Here is an 18,645-nt window from a genome sequence, read left to right on the forward strand (position 1 = left end):
TGAACGAGATCACCAAGTACGGCCGACCATCCGCTCAGCTGATGATGATCCCGCCTTCATCCGGATGATTTCCGCTTCGGAAAACACGGCGACATAGCTGTGTACCGGCCCGTAGGCCGCAAGGGCTGGCAGGATGACTTCGCCGGATTTCCGCAGGTATTCGGTACCCGAGCACCTGCGGAAATGCCGACCGGCGGCGAAACGCCACTGCCTACGAGTGCCGAAGGAAAATCAGAGCGATGACAGATGTGGCAAGCCAGGGACCCGCAGCTGACGACGACCGCCCGGTGCTCACCAACCGGCAGGGTCATCCGGTCTACGACAATCAGAATCAGCGGACGGTCGGCGCGCGCGGGCCGGCCACGCTGGAGAACTACCAGTTCCTCGAGAAGATCAGCCACTTCGACCGGGAACGCATTCCCGAGCGAGTGGTCCACGCCCGAGGCGTGACGGCGTACGGGTACTTCGAGGGCTACGGGACCTGGGGCGACGAGCCGATCAGCCGGTACACCAGGGCAAAGCTGTTCCAGGAGCGCGGGAAGCGCACCGATGTGGCCGTGCGTTTCTCGACGGTGATCGGCGGCCGGGACTCGTCCGAGGCGGCCCGTGACCCGCGTGGCTTCGCGGTGAAGTTCTACACCGAGGACGGCAACTGGGACCTGGTCGGCAACAATCTGGGGGTGTTCTTCATCCGGGACGCCATCAAGTTCCCGGACGTCATCCACGCCCTCAAGCCCGACCCCGTATCGCACGAACAGAAGCCGGCCCGGATCTTCGATTTCATGTCGCAGACCCCGGAGTCGATGCACATGCTGGTGAATCTGTTCAGCCCGCGGGGAATTCCTGCCGACTACCGCCACATGCAGGGCTTCGGCGTGAATACGTACAAGTGGGTGAACGAGGAGGGCAAGACCGTCCTCGTGAAATACCACTGGATGCCCAAGCAGGGCGTCCGCAGCATGACCGAGGAAGACGCGGCCAATGTGCAGGCCGGGGAGCTGGGCCACGCGACGAAGGACCTGTACGAATCGGTCCAGCGGGGCGACCACCCCGAGTGGGAACTGCTCGTACAGATGATGGACGACCACGAGCACCCCGAGCTCGATTTCGACCCGCTGGATGACACCAAGACCTGGCCGGAGCAGGAATTTCCGCCCAAGCCGGTCGGCCGAATGGTCCTCGACCGAATGCCGGACAACTACTTCGCCGAGAACGAGCAGATCTCCTTCGGCACCGGCGTACTGGTCGACGGCCTGGACTTCTCCGACGACAAGATGCTCGTCGGGCGGACGTTCTCGTACAGCGACACCCAGCGCTACCGCGTCGGCCCGAACTACCTCCAGCTCCCGGTCAACCGGCCCAAGAACGCCACCGTGCACACCAACCAGCGCGACGGCCTCATGGCGTACGAGCAGGACCAGCACGGGAGCAATCCCGAGGTCAACTACGAGCCGTCGATCACCGGCGGGCTGCACGAGGCCCAGTACCCGACCCACGACGAGCAGGGGCCCGAGGTCCGCGGCCGGCTGACCCGTAAGCGCATCCCGCGGACCAACGACTACATGCAGGCGGGCCAGCGGTACCTCCTGATGGAGGACTGGGAGCGCGACGAGCTCGTCAAGAACTTCATCGACCTGATCTCCCAGTGCGACCGCGCGGTGCAGGAGCGGATGGTCTGGCACTTCCTCCTGGTCGAGAACGACCTCGGACTGAGGGTGGGCAAGGGCCTCGGCATCAGTCCCCAGGACGTGGCCGGCCTGCAACCACTGGCCAGCCAGGACCTTACGGACGAGGACCGCAAGCGGCTGTCGAACCTCGGGAACAACCCGCCGCGGGACGTCGCCGGTCTCACCATGACGCACTGCGTCCCCGATGAGCGGCATACGGTCACGCGCTGAGGCGTACCAGCCCCGCGCCGCCGCCCGACGTCACGACCGACGTCGAGGCTTTCCGCGGTTGGCCCCCTTGGTGCCACCGCCCCCCTTGGTGCCACCGCCCCCCTTGGCGCCGCCGGCCCGCTTCGAGCCGCCGGCGCCCTGGGGGCGGCCGGCACCACTTCGAGGACTCTTGCCGGTCGCCCTCCCGGTCGCCTTGCCGGTCGTCTTGCCGGTCGTCTTGCCGGTCGTCTTGCCGCTCGTGGGCTTCCGCCGCGCGCCCCCCGCCTCGCCGGCGCCCTTGCGCTTCGCGTCGGCGGGGGCCTCGGCCGGAGAGGAGGAGCGCCCCCTCGTGCTATTGACCGTTCGCCCGCGAACGATCCCGATGAAGTCCTCCACCTGGTCGGTGGTCCGCTCCTCCGGCCACGACAGCGCGACCTGCGAAACGGGGGCGTCCGTGACCGGCCGGTAGGTGAGGTCCCGGCGGTGGTGCAGGCGGGCGAGTGACTGCGGCACGATGAGGACACCGATGCCCGCCGCCACCAGCTCGATGGCGTCCGCCGTCGTCGCGGGGCGCTCGAACGCGGGCTGCCCCGGCAGGCTCTCCCAGTCGAGGGTGTCATCGAGGGGATGCAGTACGACCTCGTCGGCGAGATCCTCGACGGAAATCTCGTCCACCGCCGCCACCAGGTGATCCTTCGGGATCACGGCCACCGTGGTCTCGGTGTAGAGGGGGATCGCGCTGAAGTACGTACGGTCGACCGGCAGCCGTACGAAACCCGCGTCCGCGTCGCCGCTCCGCAGGAGGTCGTACGCCTCGGCGGGGGGCACCTGGAGCAGAGTCAGCGGAGTGTCCGGCAGCCGCTCGTTCCAGACCCGCACCCATTTGGCGGGTGTCACTCCTGGTACGTACGCGAGCCGGAACGAAGGGGATGCATCCGAGCCTGTCACCTGGCCAGGTTACCGGGCGTGGTCAAAGGCAGTGCACACGATCGATACCCTTGACACCATGACGTCGCACCAGACCACCCAGACGATGAAGCCTGCCACCGCGGCAAAGAAGCTGGGTGTGTACCTCCCCGCCACCCCCGCCGAGTTCCAGGAGGGTGTTGTTTCGCGCGCCGAGCTGAACGCCTTGCAGGCCGATCCCCCCGCGTGGCTGCAGGACCTGCGGCGCAACGGCCCGCACCCCCGGCCCGTGGTCGCCGCGAAGCTGGGCATCTCCATCTCGGGTCTCGCGCGTGGCGGGATCACCGAGGCGCTCACCACGGAGCAGATCGACGCGCTGAAGCAGGAGCTTCCCGAGTGGCTGCAGAAGGAGCGCGCCACGCAGGCCGAGGTCCGGAAGGAAGCTGTCCGGATCAAGGAGAAGAACGCCGAGCGGGCCGACGAGCCCAAGCAGTAGCCCCGCCCACCGCGCCGACCGCGCGTGAGGTCTGCGTCCCACCGGTCGATGACCGGCGGGACGGCTCACGGTCATGCGAGGGCTTCGGTCATACGGTCTCGGCCTCCGCGCCTTCGGTCATACGGTCTCGGCCTCCGCTCGCAGAGCGACCGGACGCGGAGCGCGCAGTACGGCTGCCGTGCAGGCGGCGACGGCGCACAGGGCCACGGGCAGGAAGAACGTGAGGTTGAGCGGGGCGAGGTGGGTCAGCGGTCCGATGACCGCCGGGCCGGCGAGCATGCCGAGGTAGCCGAGGCCGGCGACGCGGGAGACGTTGACGCCGGCTGCGTCCTGGTCGACGTGGCCCGCGGCGCTGAACAGCTGCGGGATGCAGCCGGAGAGGCCGGCTCCGAATACGGCCCAGCCCGTCAGGGCGAGCGGAATCCAGGGGGAGAGCGCCGCCACCGTCATGCCGAGCGCGGCCAGGGCGGCCCCGTAACGGAGGACGGCCACCGCACCGAACCGGCCCGCCACGCGGTCGGCGAGCAGCCGGCCGACGGTCATGGTGGTGGAGAAGGCACCGTACGCGAGCGCCGCGGTGGCCGGCGGTGCGTCCAGTACGTCCCTGAGGTGCAACACGCTCCAGTCGTTGGCCACGCCTTCGCAGAGCATGAGCATCAGCGCGAGTGCGGCCAGGAGCCAGATGCGCCGGGGAGTCCGATGACGGCGCGCCGCTCCCGTAAGCCCCGAGGAGCTCTCTGCGGTACCGGAAGTCTCCGTCGTATCGGAGGCAGTACGTGCAGTACGTGCAGTACGCGCGGATCGCAGCAGCCCGCCCGCCGCCGGTGCGGCCACGGCGAGGCCGAGGACGGCCACCGCGCCGAGGGTCGCCGCGGGGCTCCAGCCCCAGCTGAGCGTGCGGGCTCCGACCAGCGCCGCGAGGACCCCGCCGATGGAGAACGTGGCGTGGAAGGCGGACATGACGGGGCGTCCGTAGGCCCGCTCGACCAGGACCGCGTGGGCGTTCATGCTCACGTCGAGGCAGCCGTTGCCGAAGCCGAGCAGCAACAGGGACGCGGCGAGTGCCCAGACGTTGGCGGCGAGGCCGGGCAGGACGACGGCCGCGCTGCACAGGGCCGCGCTGAGCGGTACGACGGTACGGGCGCCGATGCGGTCCGTGAGCGGGCCCGCGATCTGCATGCCTGCGAAGGCACCGAGTCCGAGCAGGAGCAGGAGCCAGCCGAGTACCGCGTGACTGATTCCCGCGCGGTGTTCGACGGCGGGGATGTGGACCACCCACATGCCCAGGACGAAGCCGTTCAGAGCGAAGTAGGCAAACGTGGCCACTCGGCCGTGCCGTAGAGATCTCTCCATCCCGCGAACATAGCGAACAGTTCCGGTGTGCGTAAGGTTGAAATACGCACACGATTGCTGTTCTATCCGAGTGTGGCAACGACAGCGAGTACGGATCGGCTGAGGCTGATCACCGAGGCCGTGCGCGAGGCGGGGAGCATCGGCGTCGCGGAGCTGGCCGCCCTGACCGGCGCGTCGGAGATGACCGTCCGCCGCGACCTGGAGGTGCTGGCCGGCCAGGGGGTACTGGAGCGTTACCGGGGAGGCGCGCGCAGTCTGCTGCTGCGCGGCGAGGAACCGCCGTTCGCGCTGCGGGCGCAGGAGGGGACCACCGCCAAGCGGCGCATCGCCGCCGAGGTCGCCGCTCTGATCGCCGACGGGGAGTCCGTCGTCCTGGACAGCGGCACCACCTGCCTGGCGGTGGCCCGTGCGCTGGAGGGCCGTCGGCTGACGGTGATGCCGCTGTCCCTGCACGCGGTGAACGCACTGACCGGGGCGCCGCAGCTGACCCTGCTCGTCCCCGGCGGCCGCCCCAGGCCGGGGGAGTTGGCGCTCACCGGGCCCCTGACGGAGGCGTCGTTGGCGGCCTTGCGTTTCGATACCGCGGTGATCGGCTGTTGCGGGCTGAACGCGGCGAACGGCCTGACCGCGTACGACTTGGACGACGCGGCGGTCAAGCGCGCGGCGATCGCCTCGTCCCGCCGGGTCATCGCGGTGGCGGAGGGCGGCAAACTGGCCCGCACGGCGCTGGCCCTTGTCGCTCCGGTCGCTTCCGTACAGGTCGTCGTCACGGACGAGGACGCCGCGGAGGAGGAGACGGATGCCTTGGCCGCGGCCGGGGTGAGCGTACGGAGGGTGTGAGCCGCTAGGTACGAGAGTCGTGGCCGGGCCCGGGGCCCGCTCTGGATCCGTCCTCCCCGTGGCGGGATTCCTCCGCCGCGAGGGCGGGGATCACGCCGCCGGCGAGTACGGTCCTGCGGCGACCGGCCGGGAGCCGGTGCCGTACCCGGTACTCCTCCTGCCGCGTCACATTCGTGACGACAAGTGGGGACTCGGCGGAGTCGGAGGCATTGGAGGCGTCGGGGGCGAGCGCGGCGTGCAGATTCTCCATCCGCAATTCGTCGTCCTGCTGGATGCGGTCGTAGTCCGCCGGATCCTGGAACTCCAGGGCGAGGACGCCGAAGTTGGCGAGGTTCTGCCAGTGGATGCGGGCGTAGGACTTGGCGATCACGGCGCGCAGGCCGAGGTAACGGGGCGTCAGCGCGGCGTGTTCGCGGGAGGAGCCCTGTCCGTAGTTGTCACCGGCCACGACCACATGCCCGCCACCCTGCTCGTCTCCTTGTGCGCTGTCCCGGTGGGCTGCCGCCCGCTGCGGATACTCCGGGTCGATGCGGGTGAAGGTGAAGTCGGCGAGGCGTGGGATGTCGGACCGGAAGGGCAGGGCCTTCGCGCCGGCGGGGGAGATCTCGTCGGTGGAGACGTCGTTGCCGACCTTGAGCAGTACCGGTGTCCGCAAGGTGTCGGGCAGCGGGTCGAGGTCGGGCAGCGCGGAAATGCCCGGCCCGCGCTCCAGCTCGACCGCAGCGGCCTCGTTCTCGGACAGAGGCGGTTCCAGCATCGCGGTGTTGACCGGTCCGCGGCGCAGAGTCGGCAGGTCGGTGGGGTGGTCGGTGGCGGTGTCGGCCGCCCAGTCGCGGGGGTCGGTGATCACTCCGGTCAGTGCGGAGGCGGTGGCTGTCTCCGGTGAGCACAGCCAGATCCTGTCGTCCTCGGTACCGGAGCGTCCGGGGAAGTTGCGGGGGAAGGTGCGCAGGGAGTTCCGGCCGGCTGCGGGGGCCTGGCCCATGCCGATGCATCCCAGGCAGCCGGCCTGGTGGATGCGGGCGCCGGCGGCGATCAGATCCAGTACGGCGCCGGAGCGGGTGAGCTCCTGCAGCGTTTCGCGGGAGGTGGGATTGACATCGAAGCTGACTCCGGGGGCGGTCTGCCGCCCCTTGGCCATGGCCGCGGCAACGGCGAAGTCCCGCAGGCCGGGGTTGGCCGAGGAGCCGATGACGGCCTGATGGGCGGGCCGGCCGGCGGCTTCTCGTACGGGCACGACATTGCCCGGAGAGGTGGGGCGGGCGATCAGCGGTTCGAGCGCGCTCAGGTCGATCTCGTCCGTCCGGTCGTAGCGGGCATCCGGCTCGGCGGCCAGCGGCCGGTAGGCGTCCTCCCGGCCCTCGCTGCGCAGGAAGTCCCGTACCGCCTCGTCGGAGGGGAAGACGGTCGCGGTCGCGCCCAGCTCCGCTCCCATGTTGGCGATCACATGGCGGTCCATCGCGCTCAGACAGGCCAGGCCGGGCCCGTGGTACTCGATCACCTGATTCACCGCGCCTTTGACGCCATGGCGCCGCAGCATCTCGAGGATCACGTCCTTGGCGCTCACCCACTGCGGCAGGGTGCCGGTCAGCCGTACGCCCCAGATCTCCGGCATGGTGAGACGCAACGGCCGGCCGGCCATGGCGAGCGCGACCTCCAGCCCGCCGGTACCGATGGCCAGCATGCCCAGCGCGCCCGCGGCACAGGTATGCGAATCGGACCCGGCCAGCGACTTGCCCGGAATCCCGAAACGCTGCATGTGGACGGGGTGGGAGACACCGTTGCCGGGCTTGGAGTACCAGACCCCGAAGCGGCGGGCGGCCGAGCGGAGGAAGGCGTGGTCCTCGGCGTTGCGCCCGTCGGCCTGCAGGATGTTGTGATCCACGTACTGCACGCTCACCTCGGTACGGACCCGGTCCAGGCCGATGGCCTCCAGCTCCTGCATCACCAGGGTGCCGGTGGCGTCCTGGGTGAGGGTCTGGTCGATGCGCAGCCCGATCTCGCTGCCCGGCTCCAGCACGCCGTCCACGAGGTGGTCCGCGATGAGCCGGTGCGCGAGAGTGCCGTCCGTCCTCGCCCGCGAGCTTGCCGCCATGCCCGCCTCCTGCACTGCGCCGGTGGGGTGTACCGCGGCCACGGGTACCCCGGTGCGGGGCAGGTGATTCTCGCTGCCACGTCAACCGGTGCACCGCCAGTGGGTTTCGGCTACTGCGCCCGCCGCGTTTCCCCAGGTCAGCGCGGTGCTCTCCCGGATCGACGCGGCCGGGCGCGCAAGCTGTGGCCCGTGGCCAGTGCTCGCCCCAGGCCGGGAGGGGCTCCCGGGCCTCTATGGTCGCTGTGTCGGTACTGGCTGAAGTGCGGGCCAGCGGGCGAGCATGCGTTGGCGCATAGTGGTGCTGAGGCTGCTCAGGCCGCTGAGAGAGGGGTGGTCGGCCGTCATCCGGCTCACGACCCCGAGCCGATGGACGAGCCGTTGCCGGGCGGTCGCGGTGCCCCACTTCCAGTCCCGATGCGGAATCCGGGCCAGATGATCGGTGCTTTCGCGGTGTGCCCGCTGAACCAGCGCGTCGCCGCGGAGCAGCCAGCCGGCGCACGCGTCGGCGAGCGCATCTCGCGCTTCGTCCCCCTCGTGCGCTTCGGATCCGGTCACGGTGCGCCACTCCTCGCGGTATGCGCGCTCCGCCCGTTCCAGCAGCGGCTCCGACGCCGAAGTGACACACCAGCAGGTCGGAAAGCCGATGCGCAGATAGGCCAGCTCCATCAAGCCGCTGCCCAGCGACGCCTGCTCGAAGTCGATGAATCTGACCCCCGTGGCGGTGTGGAGGTCATTACCAGGACACGGATCCCCGTGGAGAAGGGCATGCCCAGGTGCCTGATCGAGCCGGCTCACGAGATCATTGAGTTCTTCGGACACGCCGGATACGCCGGAGACGTCTGTCACGTCAGACACGCCAGATGTGACAGGAACGTCCAAAGACCTGGCCAGCTGCAGGAAAGACTCGATATCGGTCTGGTTCGGGCCCTGCCACCGGGGAAGTACGCCAACGTCCTCCGGGCGCGCGGTGGCATGCAGCCGCGCCAACGCGGCCGCGTAGCCGACGATCCAGTCGTCGGCCGGGCGTTGGTGATCCAGATGCTCCAGCACCAGGACCCGCTCGCCGGGATCGGTGGCGAGCAACGCGGGCACCACGGGAATCTCCGCTCGGGCGGCGAGCCGCAGGGCGGCCACCTCGCGGGCGTATCGCTCGTCGGCGTCAGGACCGTCGACGATCTGCTTCACCACCGCCGTTGCCGCTGGCAATTCGACGCGCCACACGCGCGAGCGGGGGCTGCTGCTGAGCTTGCGAGAGCGCCTGGGCGACCCCAACTCGGCCCGCAACTCGTCCCCGTACGGCAGTCGTGACCACATGCGCCCATCCTTCCACTCCGTCGGATTGCTCACTCGGGGTCGAGCGCCCCGTCCCACAGCTTGCGTTCGTCCGACCGCGGGTCCGGGACCGTCTCGTTGACCGGCTTGTTGTCCCGGTGGAAGGTCATGACGGGACGCTCGGCGGTGTTGTAGTGGCTCCATTGCGCGAGCTCGCCCGTGCGCATGAACTCGATCCAGGCGGAGTGCATCGCCTCGGCCAGGTCCTGGGGCGGGTCGGTGAGCAGTTCGTCGACGCCGGGGGCTTCGAGGGTCTGCCACACGAAGGGAATCTCCGCCACGTGACAGGCACCCAGGGCGGCGCTCCCGGTGCGGGCCTTGGGCGTGCGCCAGCCGAATTCGTAGACGTATGTCGCGGCGCCGCCGCCGGCGCCTGCCCGGGCCTCGGCGACACGATAGGAGGGGATCCGGAAGAGCCGATCGGTCATCACCGCGGCGAACACCTCCGCGGGGCTCTCCCGGGGGTAGGCCCGCGTGGCGCGGGATGCGTACTGGTCGTACAGGTCGCCGCTGTCCGGCACTCCGTACACAGCGAGGCGTTCCTTCCATGCCTGCGGCGTGGTGTCCGACGGCGCGGACAGTGCGAAGTAGCGATGCTCCTCGGTGTTGGTGCCGATGAGCAGCGGAATGTCCCCGCCGGCGCCGTCGAAGGCAATGGCGTCGATCGGCCGCCGCGTGAGGAGCTCGCCGTCGATGACCGGCATGAGGGACATGCCGCAGGAGTCGATGGTGCTCCGGCCGTACTTGTGCGGATCTGCGCTCTGGACGATGCGTTCGTGGACGGTGGTCTGCGCGGTAACGATGTCGCTGGGGGCGACCTGGGAAAGTGCCTCGTAGTTCGCGGTGACGCCGAGTTCCTTGGCGATTTCCTTGATCACGAGTTCGGCGTCGTCGGTCGACTGCGTGGCGTGTGCGCTGCCGCTCTGCACGATGGCCTTGTGGCACAGGCCCCGGTCGGTCGACAAGAGGGTGAGGATGCTCATGGCGCCGGCGGACTCACCGACCAGCGTGACGTTGCCGGGATCTCCGCCGAACTGGGCGATGTTCTCCCGTACCCACTCCAGAGCGAAGATCAGGTCCAGCAGTCCCCGGTTCGCCGGGGCGGGGGCGTCCGCGATGTAGCCGAACCCCTCGACGCCGAGCCGGTAGTTGACGCTCACGCAGACCACGCCATCCCTGGCGAACCCGGCACCGTCGTATGCGGTACCGGCCGAGGAGCCCCGGAGGAAGGCGCCACCGTGGATCCACACCATGACCGGCAGAAACACGGGGACATTGGCCGGCGCCCACACGTTGAGGTTGAGCCAGCCCTCCTCGCTGTCCACCGGTTCCCGGCCGCCGAGCAGGGCATCGTACGGCCCGCCCACGGGCCGCGGCGCCCTCGGCCCGAATTCGTGGGCCGGGCGTACACCCTCCCAGGGCTCCGGGGGAACCGGCGGCGCGAATCGGTTGGCACCCGTAGGCGCCGCGGCGTAAGGAATGCCGAGAAACCGGGCGATGTCCCCCTCGATCAGCCCGGAGACCTCGCCGTAGGTGGTCTGCACAGTGGTCGTGCCGGTGCCTGCCACGTGTTGTCCTTCCGTCCGCAGTCGGTTGAGGAGCTCACGCAGCATCTTGCCCAACGTGCGCGCCGCGGCACCCGCGGTGGGAGAGGGACGTGCGGTGGGTGGTGTGCCGACGCACCGTCAGGCCGGACCACCCTCCGCGGTCGGACACCGGCTCTCAGATCCCCGGCGCGAGTTCCGGCCCCATGTAGCGCTCCAGGAAGGCCCGCGCGTAGGCCGGGTCGTCGCGCAACCGGAAGAGCCGGGCCCGGCGCAGCCGTTCGACGTATGCCGCGTCCGGGGCGCCGGGGGGCGGGCCGTGCTGGAGGTGGAGCATGAAGTGGCTGAACTCCTGCACCTGCCACACATCGGCCAGGCGCCGCCGCGAGTAGGCGGCCAGTACCTCGTCGACCTCTCCGGCGGCACCCTCGGAGAAGTGCTCGCCCAGGGCGGTCGCGAGATCGGCCGCGTCGGCCATGGCCAGGTTCATTCCCTTGCCGCCGGAGGGCGGCACGATGTGCGCGGCGTCACCCACCAGCGCCACTCGCCCCAGATGCATGGGCTCCACGACCCGGGTCCGCATCTCCACGAGAGACCGGTCGAACACCGGCCCCCGCGGCAGCGTCCCCGGCGACAGCGCCAGCCGGCCCTCCAGCTCCCGCCAGAGGCGTTCCTCGGGCCAGTCCTCCAGGCTCTCGTCCTCCGTCACCTCCAGATACAGGCGCGTCACCTCCGGCGAGCGCAGCATCTGCCCCGCGAATCCGTTGGGGTGCTGGCCGTAGACGGTGTGCGGCGCGAAGGGCGGAGTCTTCGCCAGGACACCGAGGAGCCGAACGCCGTGCCGCACGTCGTACTCGGTGAAGGCGTCGGCGGGCAGGGCGGCGCGCACGGGGCCGTGCTGGCCGGCTGCCTCCACCACCACCTCGGCGCGCACCGCCGTGCCGTCCGCGCACCGCACCACCGGCAGCCCCCGCTCGGTGCCCAGACCGACGACGGGGCGGCCCAGCAGCGCGGCTGCGCCCGCCGAGACGTATCCGTCCAGCAGGTCGGCCACCACCTCCTGCTGCGGGTAGACGAAGCTCGGGGCGTCGCCGCACAGGTCCGCGTAGTCCAGTCGCACGATCTCGCCCTCACACCGGAACTCGCACGCGGTGTGCGGCAGGCCCTCGGCGCGCAGCCGCTTGGAGAGTCCGAGCCGGTCCAGGAGCTGTACGGTGCGGCGTTCCAGGAAGCCGGCACGGGCCCTGGCCGCCAGCTGGTCGCGGTCGAACTTGTCGATCACCACGCAGGCGACGCCCCGCTCGTGCAGCAGCGTCGCCAGGGTCAGTCCGGCGGGCCCGGCGCCGACGATGGCCACCTGGGTTTCGATGGTCCCCACCACAGTGCTCCTTCGTTCGTGCTGAGCAAAAGGGTAGGGAGCCGCCGCAGAGACAAGCACAGCGGGGTAAACCTCCCCGCCGCACGGGACGCCGTACTGCGTCCCGTCACGAGGACCGGGCGCCCGCGCGCCCTATTGTGCCGCGGTGTGGTCCATCCCGGCCATGAGTGCCTGGTGGCTGCAGCGGACGTGTTCGCGCATCACCCGTTCGGCGCCGTCGCCGTCCTTGGCGAGGATCAGGCTGAGTACGCGGTGGTGTTCGTTGTCGGACTCGTTCAGGCGGCCCGGCTGGGACAGCGACGTGCGCACCAGGCGTGCGTAGGCCAGCTGGTTCATCAAGGTGCGGTAGTGCGCCTCCAGCTTGCTGTTGTCGGCGCCGCTGACGAGCAGGTCGTGGAATTCGTGTACGAGTGAGGCGTACCGCTCTGTGTCGCCGGACCGGACGGCTTCGTCGGCCGCCCGCATGTTGGCCTCCAGGAGTTCCACCTCGGGGACGTTGCCGCGGAAGGCCAGCAACCGCGCGGCGGCGCCCTCCAGCAGTTCCTTCATCTGGAACAGCTCGGTCAGCTCCCGCCGGGACGGCACCGCGACGAAGGTCCCGACCCGCGGGCGGATCTCCACCAGTCCCTCGATCTGCAGCTGCTTGAGGGCCTCGCGGATGGGGGTGCGGCTGACGCCGAAGGTCTCGGAGAGCGCCATCTCCGAGAGGCTGGAGCGCGGCGGCAGCTCACCGCTGATGATCATCCGCCGCAGCTCTTCGGCGACCCGGGACTGCATGCTCGTCTGCTGCAGCCGTTTCCCTGTCTTCCCCGTGGGTTCTTGCATGGCACCAGATGCTAGGTTCCCCGAACGGAGACCGTCAATTTCGCCTGACGTGCTGCCGTGGGCGTTAGACGGCCTGCCATGGGTGCTTACTGCCATGCAAGAGTCCTCGGGTTCCGGGGCGGGACGTGGCTCATGACCGGAGGACGAACGGATCGCCCACCGGCTCCTCGCTGGTGTTGATCCACACGCTCTTCAGCCGGGTGTACTCCCGGATCACCTCCGTGCCGTGTTCGATGCCCGCGCCGCTGCCCTTGAAGCCGGACCGGGGCGACATCGGCGACATCGACCGGTAGGTGTTGGCCCAGACCGTGCCTGCCTCCAGGCGCGCTGCCATGCGATGGGTACGGTTCAGGTCACGCGTCCAGACACCCGCCGCCAGGCCGTACGCCGAATCGTTGGCGAGGGCCACCGCCTCGTCCTCGGAGCCGAAGGGCATGACGGTGGCGACCGGACCGAAGATCTCCTCCTGGCAGATCCGCATCGTGTTGTCGGTGCCGGTGAAGACGGTGGGGGAGTAGAAGTAACCGCCCAGCCCCGTCTGCGGCCGCGTCCCGCCGCAGACCACCTTGCCGCCCTCGGCCTGTCCCAGTTCCACGTAACTCTCCACCTTCGCCAGCTGATCGGCGAGGGCGAGCGGCCCCAGCTCGGTGGTGTCCTCCAACGGGTCGCCGATCCGGATCGTCGCGGCCCGCGCGGTCACCCGCTCCAGGATCTCGTCGTACACCTCGCGGTGCACGAGCACCCGGCTGCCCGCCACACACGTCTGCCCCGCGGCCGCGAAGATCCCCGCGATGACGCCCATGGCGGCCGAGTCGAGATCGGCGTCCGGGAAGACGATGTTCGGCGACTTCCCGCCGAGCTCCAAAGTGCAGCGTACGAGACGGTCGGCGCAGGTCCGGGCGATGCGGCGGCCGGTCTCCGTGGAGCCGGTGAAGCTCACCTTGGCCACGTCGGGGTGCTCGGTCAGCGGTGCGCCCGCCGTGGCGCCGAAGCCGGTGACGACGTTGACGACGCCGGGCGGGAAGCCGGCCTGCTCGAAGAGGGGAGCGAGGGCGAGCAGTGAAGCGGAGGTGTGCTCGGAGGGCTTGACGACCACGGTGTTCCCGGCGGCGAGCGCCGGCGCGAGCTTGGTGGCGGTCAGTAGCAGGGGGGAGTTCCAGGGGGTGATCGCGCCGACCACGCCGACGGGCTCGCGCAGTGTGTAGTTGAGCAGCTCGCGGCTCGCACCCGGGATCACCTCCCCATGGATCTTGTCGGCGAGGCCCGCGTAATAGTGGAAGTACTCGGGAATTCCGGCGAGTTGGGCGCGCATCTCGCGCAGCAGCTTGCCGTTGTCCAACGTCTCGGTCCTGGCCAGCTCCTCGGCGTGCTCGCCGATCAGATCGCCCAGGTTGCGCAGCAGCCGACCGCGCCGGGTCTGGCTCAGGTCCCGCCAGCGCGGGTCCTCGAAGGCGGTACGCGCGGCGGCGACGGCGCGGTCGACATCGGCGGCGGTGCCGTTCGCGGCCTCGTACCAGGGCTCGGCGGTGGCCGGGTTCAGGCTGCGGAAGTACTCGCCGGAGGCGGGCGCACTCCACTCGCCTGCGATGTAGTGGTCGTGGCGCGGCAGTCGCGCGGGTGCGGTCATCAGCGGAAACACTCCTGTCCGGTGTGCGTGAGGATCGCCGAGGAGAGGTCGTCGGGACGCTCCAGCGGCAGCAGGTGGCGGGCGTCGGGTACGACCGTGCCGCGGGCGCCCGGGATGCGTGCGGCCAGCCGCCGGGTCATCTCGGGGGTGGAACCCGGGTCCTCGGAACCTGTGAGGGCGAGGGTCGGTGCGGTGATCCGGGGGAGCAGGGGCCACAGCCCGGTGTCGGCGGTCGCGAAGACGTCGTAGCAGGCGAGGTAGGAGGTGCGGTCGGTGTGCAGCAGTGTGTTGTGTACTTGTTCGGCGAGTTCCGGCTCGCGCGCTCGCCAGGCGGGGGAGAACCACCGGTCGACCGCTGCCCGGGCCGACGCGCCGAAGTCCTCGGCGGCCCGCCGCCTGCGCCGGGCCACCGCCGCGCGCTCGGCCTCGGACCGCGCGGCGACGGAGCTGACCAGGGTGAGCGAGGACACCAACTCGGGGCGGGAGACGTCGAGTTGCTGTGCCACCAGCGCGCCCAGGGAGAAGCCGACCAGATGCGCGGGTCCGTTCAGCAACGCGGCCACGTCCCCGGCCAGCTCGTCGAGTGTGACCCCGGCCGCCGCTGCCGGGGAGGCGCCGTGCCCGCGCAGGTCGGCCGCCAGGACGCGGTGGCGCGCGGCCAGTGCCGGTACGCAACGCTGCCACATGCCACGGTCGAGCCCGACACCGTGCAGCAGTACGAGGTCGGGTCCGCTGCCGTGCACCTCATGGCTCAGTGTCACCGGACCCGTGGTGCCCACCGTGCTCACTGCTCCGTCGTCAGCGGCGCCAGCCGGGCCTGCGGGCGGCCCTGGGAGGCGGCCGCGAGGCCGATGACGATCTCGTCGGCGCGCGGTCCGTCCGGGACCCGTACCTCGATGGTCTGGTGGTGCGAGCGGATGGTGGCGTCCGTGACGTGCTTGAGCGGGATGTCGAAGACCGTGCCCGCCGCCGCCCGCTTCTCCACGGCCGGCAGCAGTGTTGTCGCACTCGCCGCCTTGCGGAAGTGGTCGCCGAACTTGAGCGTGTGGATCAGCGCCGAGCCGTGTTCGACCTCCCCGTCCAGGCCCACGATGGCGGCCTTCCCGTACGCCTCGACCGGTGCGCCGAGCGCCTCGACCACCCGCGGGGCCAGCAACTCGCCCAGCTTCGGGGCGACTTCGTCGATCCCCGGCAGGAGGTCCTGGACGAAGCCCTGTCCGGCCCACGGGTTCTCGATGACCGCGAGTACCACGGCGGTGCGGGCGGGCGGGTCGACCGCGCGGCCGCCCTCGGTGTGGATGTTCTCGGTGAAGGTGACGATCTTTCGGATGTTCACTGTGCTGTCTCCAGGTTCGGGTTCAGGTTCGGATTCACGTTCAGGTCGGCGAGGCGGACGGCGGGGTCGGTGACGCGGTCCCCGATCCGTGCGTTGGGACGGGGGCCGGACGCGCCGGCCGCGACGACGACGATCTCGTCCGGGCGGGGCGCGTCGGGAATGCGGATGTGGCACGTCTGGTAGTGGGACCGGGTGGCGGCCGCCGTCTTGTGCCACACCGGCACGGTGAGGGGCTCACCGGCCGCGAGCCGGTCGTCGCTGAAGACGATGATCGAGGTGCCCTCGGCCAGCTCCCGGAAGACATTGCCGAAGAACGGGGTGTGGATCAGCGCACCGCCGTGCTCGATCTCTCCGTCCAGACCGACGATCGCGGCCTTGCCGAAGGACTCCAGGCGGTCGGTGCCACCCAGCGCCTCGGCCACCCGGTCGGTCAGCAGTCGCGCCAGCCCCGGGGCGATCTCCTCGACCTCCGGCTGGAGATCGGCGACGAAGCCGCGCCCGGCCCAGGGGTTGCGGATCACCGCGGCGGCCGCGGCCCGGCGCACCGGCACGGCGACCGGCCGGCCGAGTTCCAGCAGTACCTCGTCGACGACGGTGACCACCTTGCGTACGCCCATGTCCTTGGGTACGTCCACGTCCTTGCCTACGTCCATGTCGTCCTTGCGTACGTCCATGTCACGCACCGGTGACGTCGGCGCCGGCGGTGAACTGCGGCATGACCTTGTCGGCGAACAGTTCCAGGCTGCGCATGGCCTTGTGGTGCGGCAGGCCGGGGTGGGTGGTCCACAGCAGCAGATGCTCCAGGCCGACCTCGTCCCGCAGCTCGGCGATCTTCTCGGCGACGTGCTCGGGGGTGCCGACGAGCAGGTTGCGCTGCTGGAGGAAGTCGAACGACAGCTCGTGCGCGTCGGTCAGCTCCTCGCCGGCTTCCATCATGTTGCCGAGGCCGCGCCAGTGCGTGATCCACCGGTAGGTGTTCATCAGGGCCTCTTCGAAGTCGGCCCGGGCCTGCTCCATGGTGTCGGCGACATAGACGTCCCGGACCAGCCCGATGCCCTCGCCCAGCGCGTACTCGCGGCCCGTGGCCTCGCTCGCCGTGTCCCGGTACAGCGTGAAGCGCTCCTTGAGCGCGGAGACCGGCGGCAGCCAGAACATCCCCTGCACGCCCTCGGCCGCGGCGGCCTTGATCGAGCGGGGACTGTCGATCACCTGCCAGAGCGGCGGGTGGGGGCGCTGCAGGGGAGAGGGCGTGACCTGCATCTTCGTGATGACCCCGGCCTCGGTGTAGTCCGGGGTGGCGGGGGAGAGCGGGTGGTTCCACCGCACGCCCGGCGCCGGGAACTCGTGGAACCGTCCCTTGTGGGCGAAGAACTCGCCGCTCCATGCCTTACGCAGGATTTCCACGGTCTCGTCGTACAGCGCCCGGTTCTGCTCCTGGTCACGCGGGTCGGCCAGCGTGTTGAGGTTCAGTGCCTCGCGACCGTACAGACCGCGGCCGAGGCCGACCTCGACGCGGCCGCCGGAGAGCTGGTCGAGCATGGCGATGTCCTCGGCGAGCCGTAGCGGATGCCAGAAGGTGGCGATGCTCGCGGCCTGGCCGATGCGGATGCGGTCGGTGCGCGCTGCGATGTCGGCGCCCATGAGCACCGGGTTCGGGGTGATCTCGAACCCTTCGTGCCCGAAGTGGTGCTCGGTGTACCAGGTCGACCAGAAGCCCGCCTGTTCCGCGGCGATCGCGAACTCCCTGGCTTCGTCCATGACCTGGGCGTACTCGCCGAGTCGGCCGGGTGCTCCGAGGTTGTGGAATATCGAGAACCTCATCCGAGAACCTTTCTGCTCATGCTGTGCCATGGCAGGGAGGCTAGGAGTGCGATTCCCGCACCGTCAAGAGGTGATCGCCGGAAAACTTGGTCTGACCTGCGCAGGTCGCCGGACTGGCGCCACTCTCCAGCCCTTTCGTACGCAAGTGTTGACATCGCCTGAGGGTCTCCTTAGCGTCCTCTGCCATACAACAGCCATGCAGCAGTCGAACGAGGAGACCGCCATGACGCACATGGGGACGCAGGCACAGGCACAGACTCGGGCGACGACACGGACGGCCGACCGTGTGTCCCGAGTCCGCTCCGCCTGGCAGGCCGCCTGGGATCAGGGCCGGGTCGGAGCGCTGGACGACCTGCTCAGCCCTTCGTACGTCCGCCGCCGCGGGCCGGCCGGCACCGTGCAGGACCGCGAGGGGTTCAAGGACTCCATCCGCGCGGTCCGCGTGGCCTTCCCCGACCTGCGAACGGAGATCGAGGAGATCGTCGAGGACGGTGACCGGCTGGCGATCCGCTGGCGCAGCACCGGCAGCCACACCGGCGCCTTCCTCGGCGTACCGCCCACCGGCAAGCGGGTCGAGGTGTCCGGCGCGACCTTCGCCAGTTTCGACGGGAGTGCGGTGGACGAGGAGTGGGTGACCTTCGACTCCCGTCAGCTGCTGGAGGCGCTCGGGATCATCACCACCACCCACGAAGCCGCCGTGGACCCCGACCTCGTCAAGGGCGTGCACCGCAAATTCATCACCGGTGTGACCGTCGTGACCACCGACGACGACGGCACCCCCAAGGGCCTGGCCGTCAACGCCTTCGCCAGCATCTCGTTGGATCCGCCGATGGTGCTGGTTTGCGTGCAGCGCAGCTCCGCCACCCACCCCGCCCTGCACCGCGCGAGCCACCTGGGCATCAACATCCTCGCCGCCGACCAGCTCGAGGTCGCCAAGGTCTTCGCCGCGAAGGGGGACGACAAGTTCGCCGCCCTGTCCTGGGCCGCGGGCGACTTCGGCGCACCCCTGATCGAGGGATCCTGCGCCCAGCTGGAGGTGGAGATCGGCGAGCGGATCGAGGCCGGCAGCCACACCGTCTTCACCGGACGGGTCGTCTCCGCCGTTTACCACGACGTCGCCCCGCTGGTCTACAGTGGCGGCGGGTTCTTCGACATCTCGCAGACGGCACCTTTGCCCTGGTGAAACTTTCGGACCCGCATCCCTCCCCCCTCTGA

16 protein-coding genes are annotated in these 18,645 nt (G+C 70.0%); 4 read left to right on the forward strand and 12 right to left on the reverse strand.

Features of this window, described 5'->3' with window-relative positions:
* Positions 1 to 239: 239 nt before the first annotated feature.
* Positions 240 to 1,898 (forward strand): catalase, encoded by a 1,659-nt coding sequence (locus tag ACZ4MH_RS15145; protein ID WP_351592191.1) that lies wholly within the window; start codon positions 240 to 242, stop codon positions 1,896 to 1,898.
* Between the two features lie 30 nt (positions 1,899 to 1,928).
* Here the strand turns inward: ACZ4MH_RS15145 and ACZ4MH_RS15150 are convergent, their stop codons facing one another.
* Entirely contained in the window at positions 1,929 to 2,825 is an 897-nt protein-coding gene (locus ACZ4MH_RS15150) for a LysR family transcriptional regulator substrate-binding protein (protein ID WP_351592193.1), read from the reverse strand.
* A gap of 58 nt (positions 2,826 to 2,883) precedes the next feature.
* Here ACZ4MH_RS15150 and ACZ4MH_RS15155 point away from each other — a divergent pair, with 58 nt between their 5' ends.
* Positions 2,884 to 3,279 (forward strand): DUF5997 family protein, encoded by a 396-nt coding sequence (locus ACZ4MH_RS15155; protein ID WP_351592196.1) that lies wholly within the window; start codon positions 2,884 to 2,886, stop codon positions 3,277 to 3,279.
* A 117-nt stretch (positions 3,280 to 3,396) separates the two neighbouring features.
* On the opposite strand, the gene ACZ4MH_RS15160 is transcribed toward ACZ4MH_RS15155, so the two are convergent.
* Positions 3,397 to 4,632, reverse strand: coding sequence for an MFS transporter (locus tag ACZ4MH_RS15160; protein ID WP_351592199.1), 1,236 nt, complete (start codon positions 4,630 to 4,632; stop codon positions 3,397 to 3,399).
* 72 nt (positions 4,633 to 4,704) lie between these two features.
* Between ACZ4MH_RS15160 and ACZ4MH_RS15165 the strand changes: the two genes are divergently transcribed.
* On the forward strand, positions 4,705 to 5,472 hold the full coding sequence (locus ACZ4MH_RS15165; RefSeq protein ID WP_351592202.1) for a DeoR/GlpR family DNA-binding transcription regulator: 768 nt from the start codon (positions 4,705 to 4,707) through the stop codon (positions 5,470 to 5,472).
* Positions 5,473 to 5,476: 4 nt separating this feature from the next.
* Here the strand turns inward: ACZ4MH_RS15165 and ACZ4MH_RS15170 are convergent, their stop codons facing one another.
* From ACZ4MH_RS15170 to ACZ4MH_RS15215, 10 genes are all read right to left on the reverse strand, one after another.
* Entirely contained in the window at positions 5,477 to 7,567 is a 2,091-nt protein-coding gene (locus ACZ4MH_RS15170; RefSeq protein ID WP_351592205.1) for an aconitate hydratase, read from the reverse strand.
* A gap of 231 nt (positions 7,568 to 7,798) precedes the next feature.
* Entirely contained in the window at positions 7,799 to 8,881 is a 1,083-nt protein-coding gene (locus ACZ4MH_RS15175) for a phosphotransferase (RefSeq protein ID WP_351592208.1), read from the reverse strand.
* Positions 8,882 to 8,910: 29 nt separating this feature from the next.
* The gene (locus ACZ4MH_RS15180; RefSeq protein ID WP_351592211.1) at positions 8,911 to 10,467 is read right to left on the reverse strand and encodes a carboxylesterase/lipase family protein; all 1,557 of its coding nucleotides are present in this window, start codon (positions 10,465 to 10,467) and stop codon (positions 8,911 to 8,913) included.
* 154 nt (positions 10,468 to 10,621) lie between these two features.
* Positions 10,622 to 11,821, reverse strand: coding sequence for a 4-hydroxybenzoate 3-monooxygenase (locus ACZ4MH_RS15185; RefSeq protein ID WP_351592214.1), 1,200 nt, complete (start codon positions 11,819 to 11,821; stop codon positions 10,622 to 10,624).
* 132 nt (positions 11,822 to 11,953) lie between these two features.
* On the reverse strand, positions 11,954 to 12,646 hold the full coding sequence (locus ACZ4MH_RS15190; RefSeq protein WP_351592217.1) for a GntR family transcriptional regulator: 693 nt from the start codon (positions 12,644 to 12,646) through the stop codon (positions 11,954 to 11,956).
* Positions 12,647 to 12,776: 130 nt separating this feature from the next.
* A complete protein-coding gene (locus ACZ4MH_RS15195; protein ID WP_351592220.1) occupies positions 12,777 to 14,273 on the reverse strand; it encodes an aldehyde dehydrogenase in 1,497 nt (498 codons plus the stop codon).
* Positions 14,273 to 15,034 (reverse strand): alpha/beta fold hydrolase, encoded by a 762-nt coding sequence (locus ACZ4MH_RS15200; RefSeq protein WP_351592223.1) that lies wholly within the window; start codon positions 15,032 to 15,034, stop codon positions 14,273 to 14,275. The genes ACZ4MH_RS15195 and ACZ4MH_RS15200 overlap by 1 nt, the downstream gene beginning before the upstream one ends.
* 23 nt (positions 15,035 to 15,057) lie before the next feature.
* Positions 15,058 to 15,609 (reverse strand): amino acid synthesis family protein, encoded by a 552-nt coding sequence (locus tag ACZ4MH_RS15205; RefSeq protein ID WP_351592226.1) that lies wholly within the window; start codon positions 15,607 to 15,609, stop codon positions 15,058 to 15,060.
* Positions 15,606 to 16,283 carry an amino acid synthesis family protein gene (locus ACZ4MH_RS15210; RefSeq protein WP_351592229.1) on the reverse strand — a complete coding sequence of 226 codons (678 nt, stop codon included), beginning with the start codon at positions 16,281 to 16,283 and terminating at the stop codon, positions 15,606 to 15,608. Before ACZ4MH_RS15210 ends, ACZ4MH_RS15205 begins: the two co-directional genes overlap by 4 nt.
* Before the next feature lies 1 nt (position 16,284).
* Complete coding sequence (locus tag ACZ4MH_RS15215; protein ID WP_351592232.1) at positions 16,285 to 17,430, reverse strand: LLM class flavin-dependent oxidoreductase; 1,146 nt, start codon at positions 17,428 to 17,430, stop codon at positions 16,285 to 16,287.
* Between the two features lie 196 nt (positions 17,431 to 17,626).
* Between ACZ4MH_RS15215 and ACZ4MH_RS15220 the strand changes: the two genes are divergently transcribed.
* Positions 17,627 to 18,613, forward strand: coding sequence for a flavin reductase (locus tag ACZ4MH_RS15220; RefSeq protein ID WP_351592235.1), 987 nt, complete (start codon positions 17,627 to 17,629; stop codon positions 18,611 to 18,613).
* The last annotated feature ends 32 nt before the right edge of the window (positions 18,614 to 18,645 follow it).

This window comes from Streptomyces sp. NPDC026301, assembly GCF_055567935.1.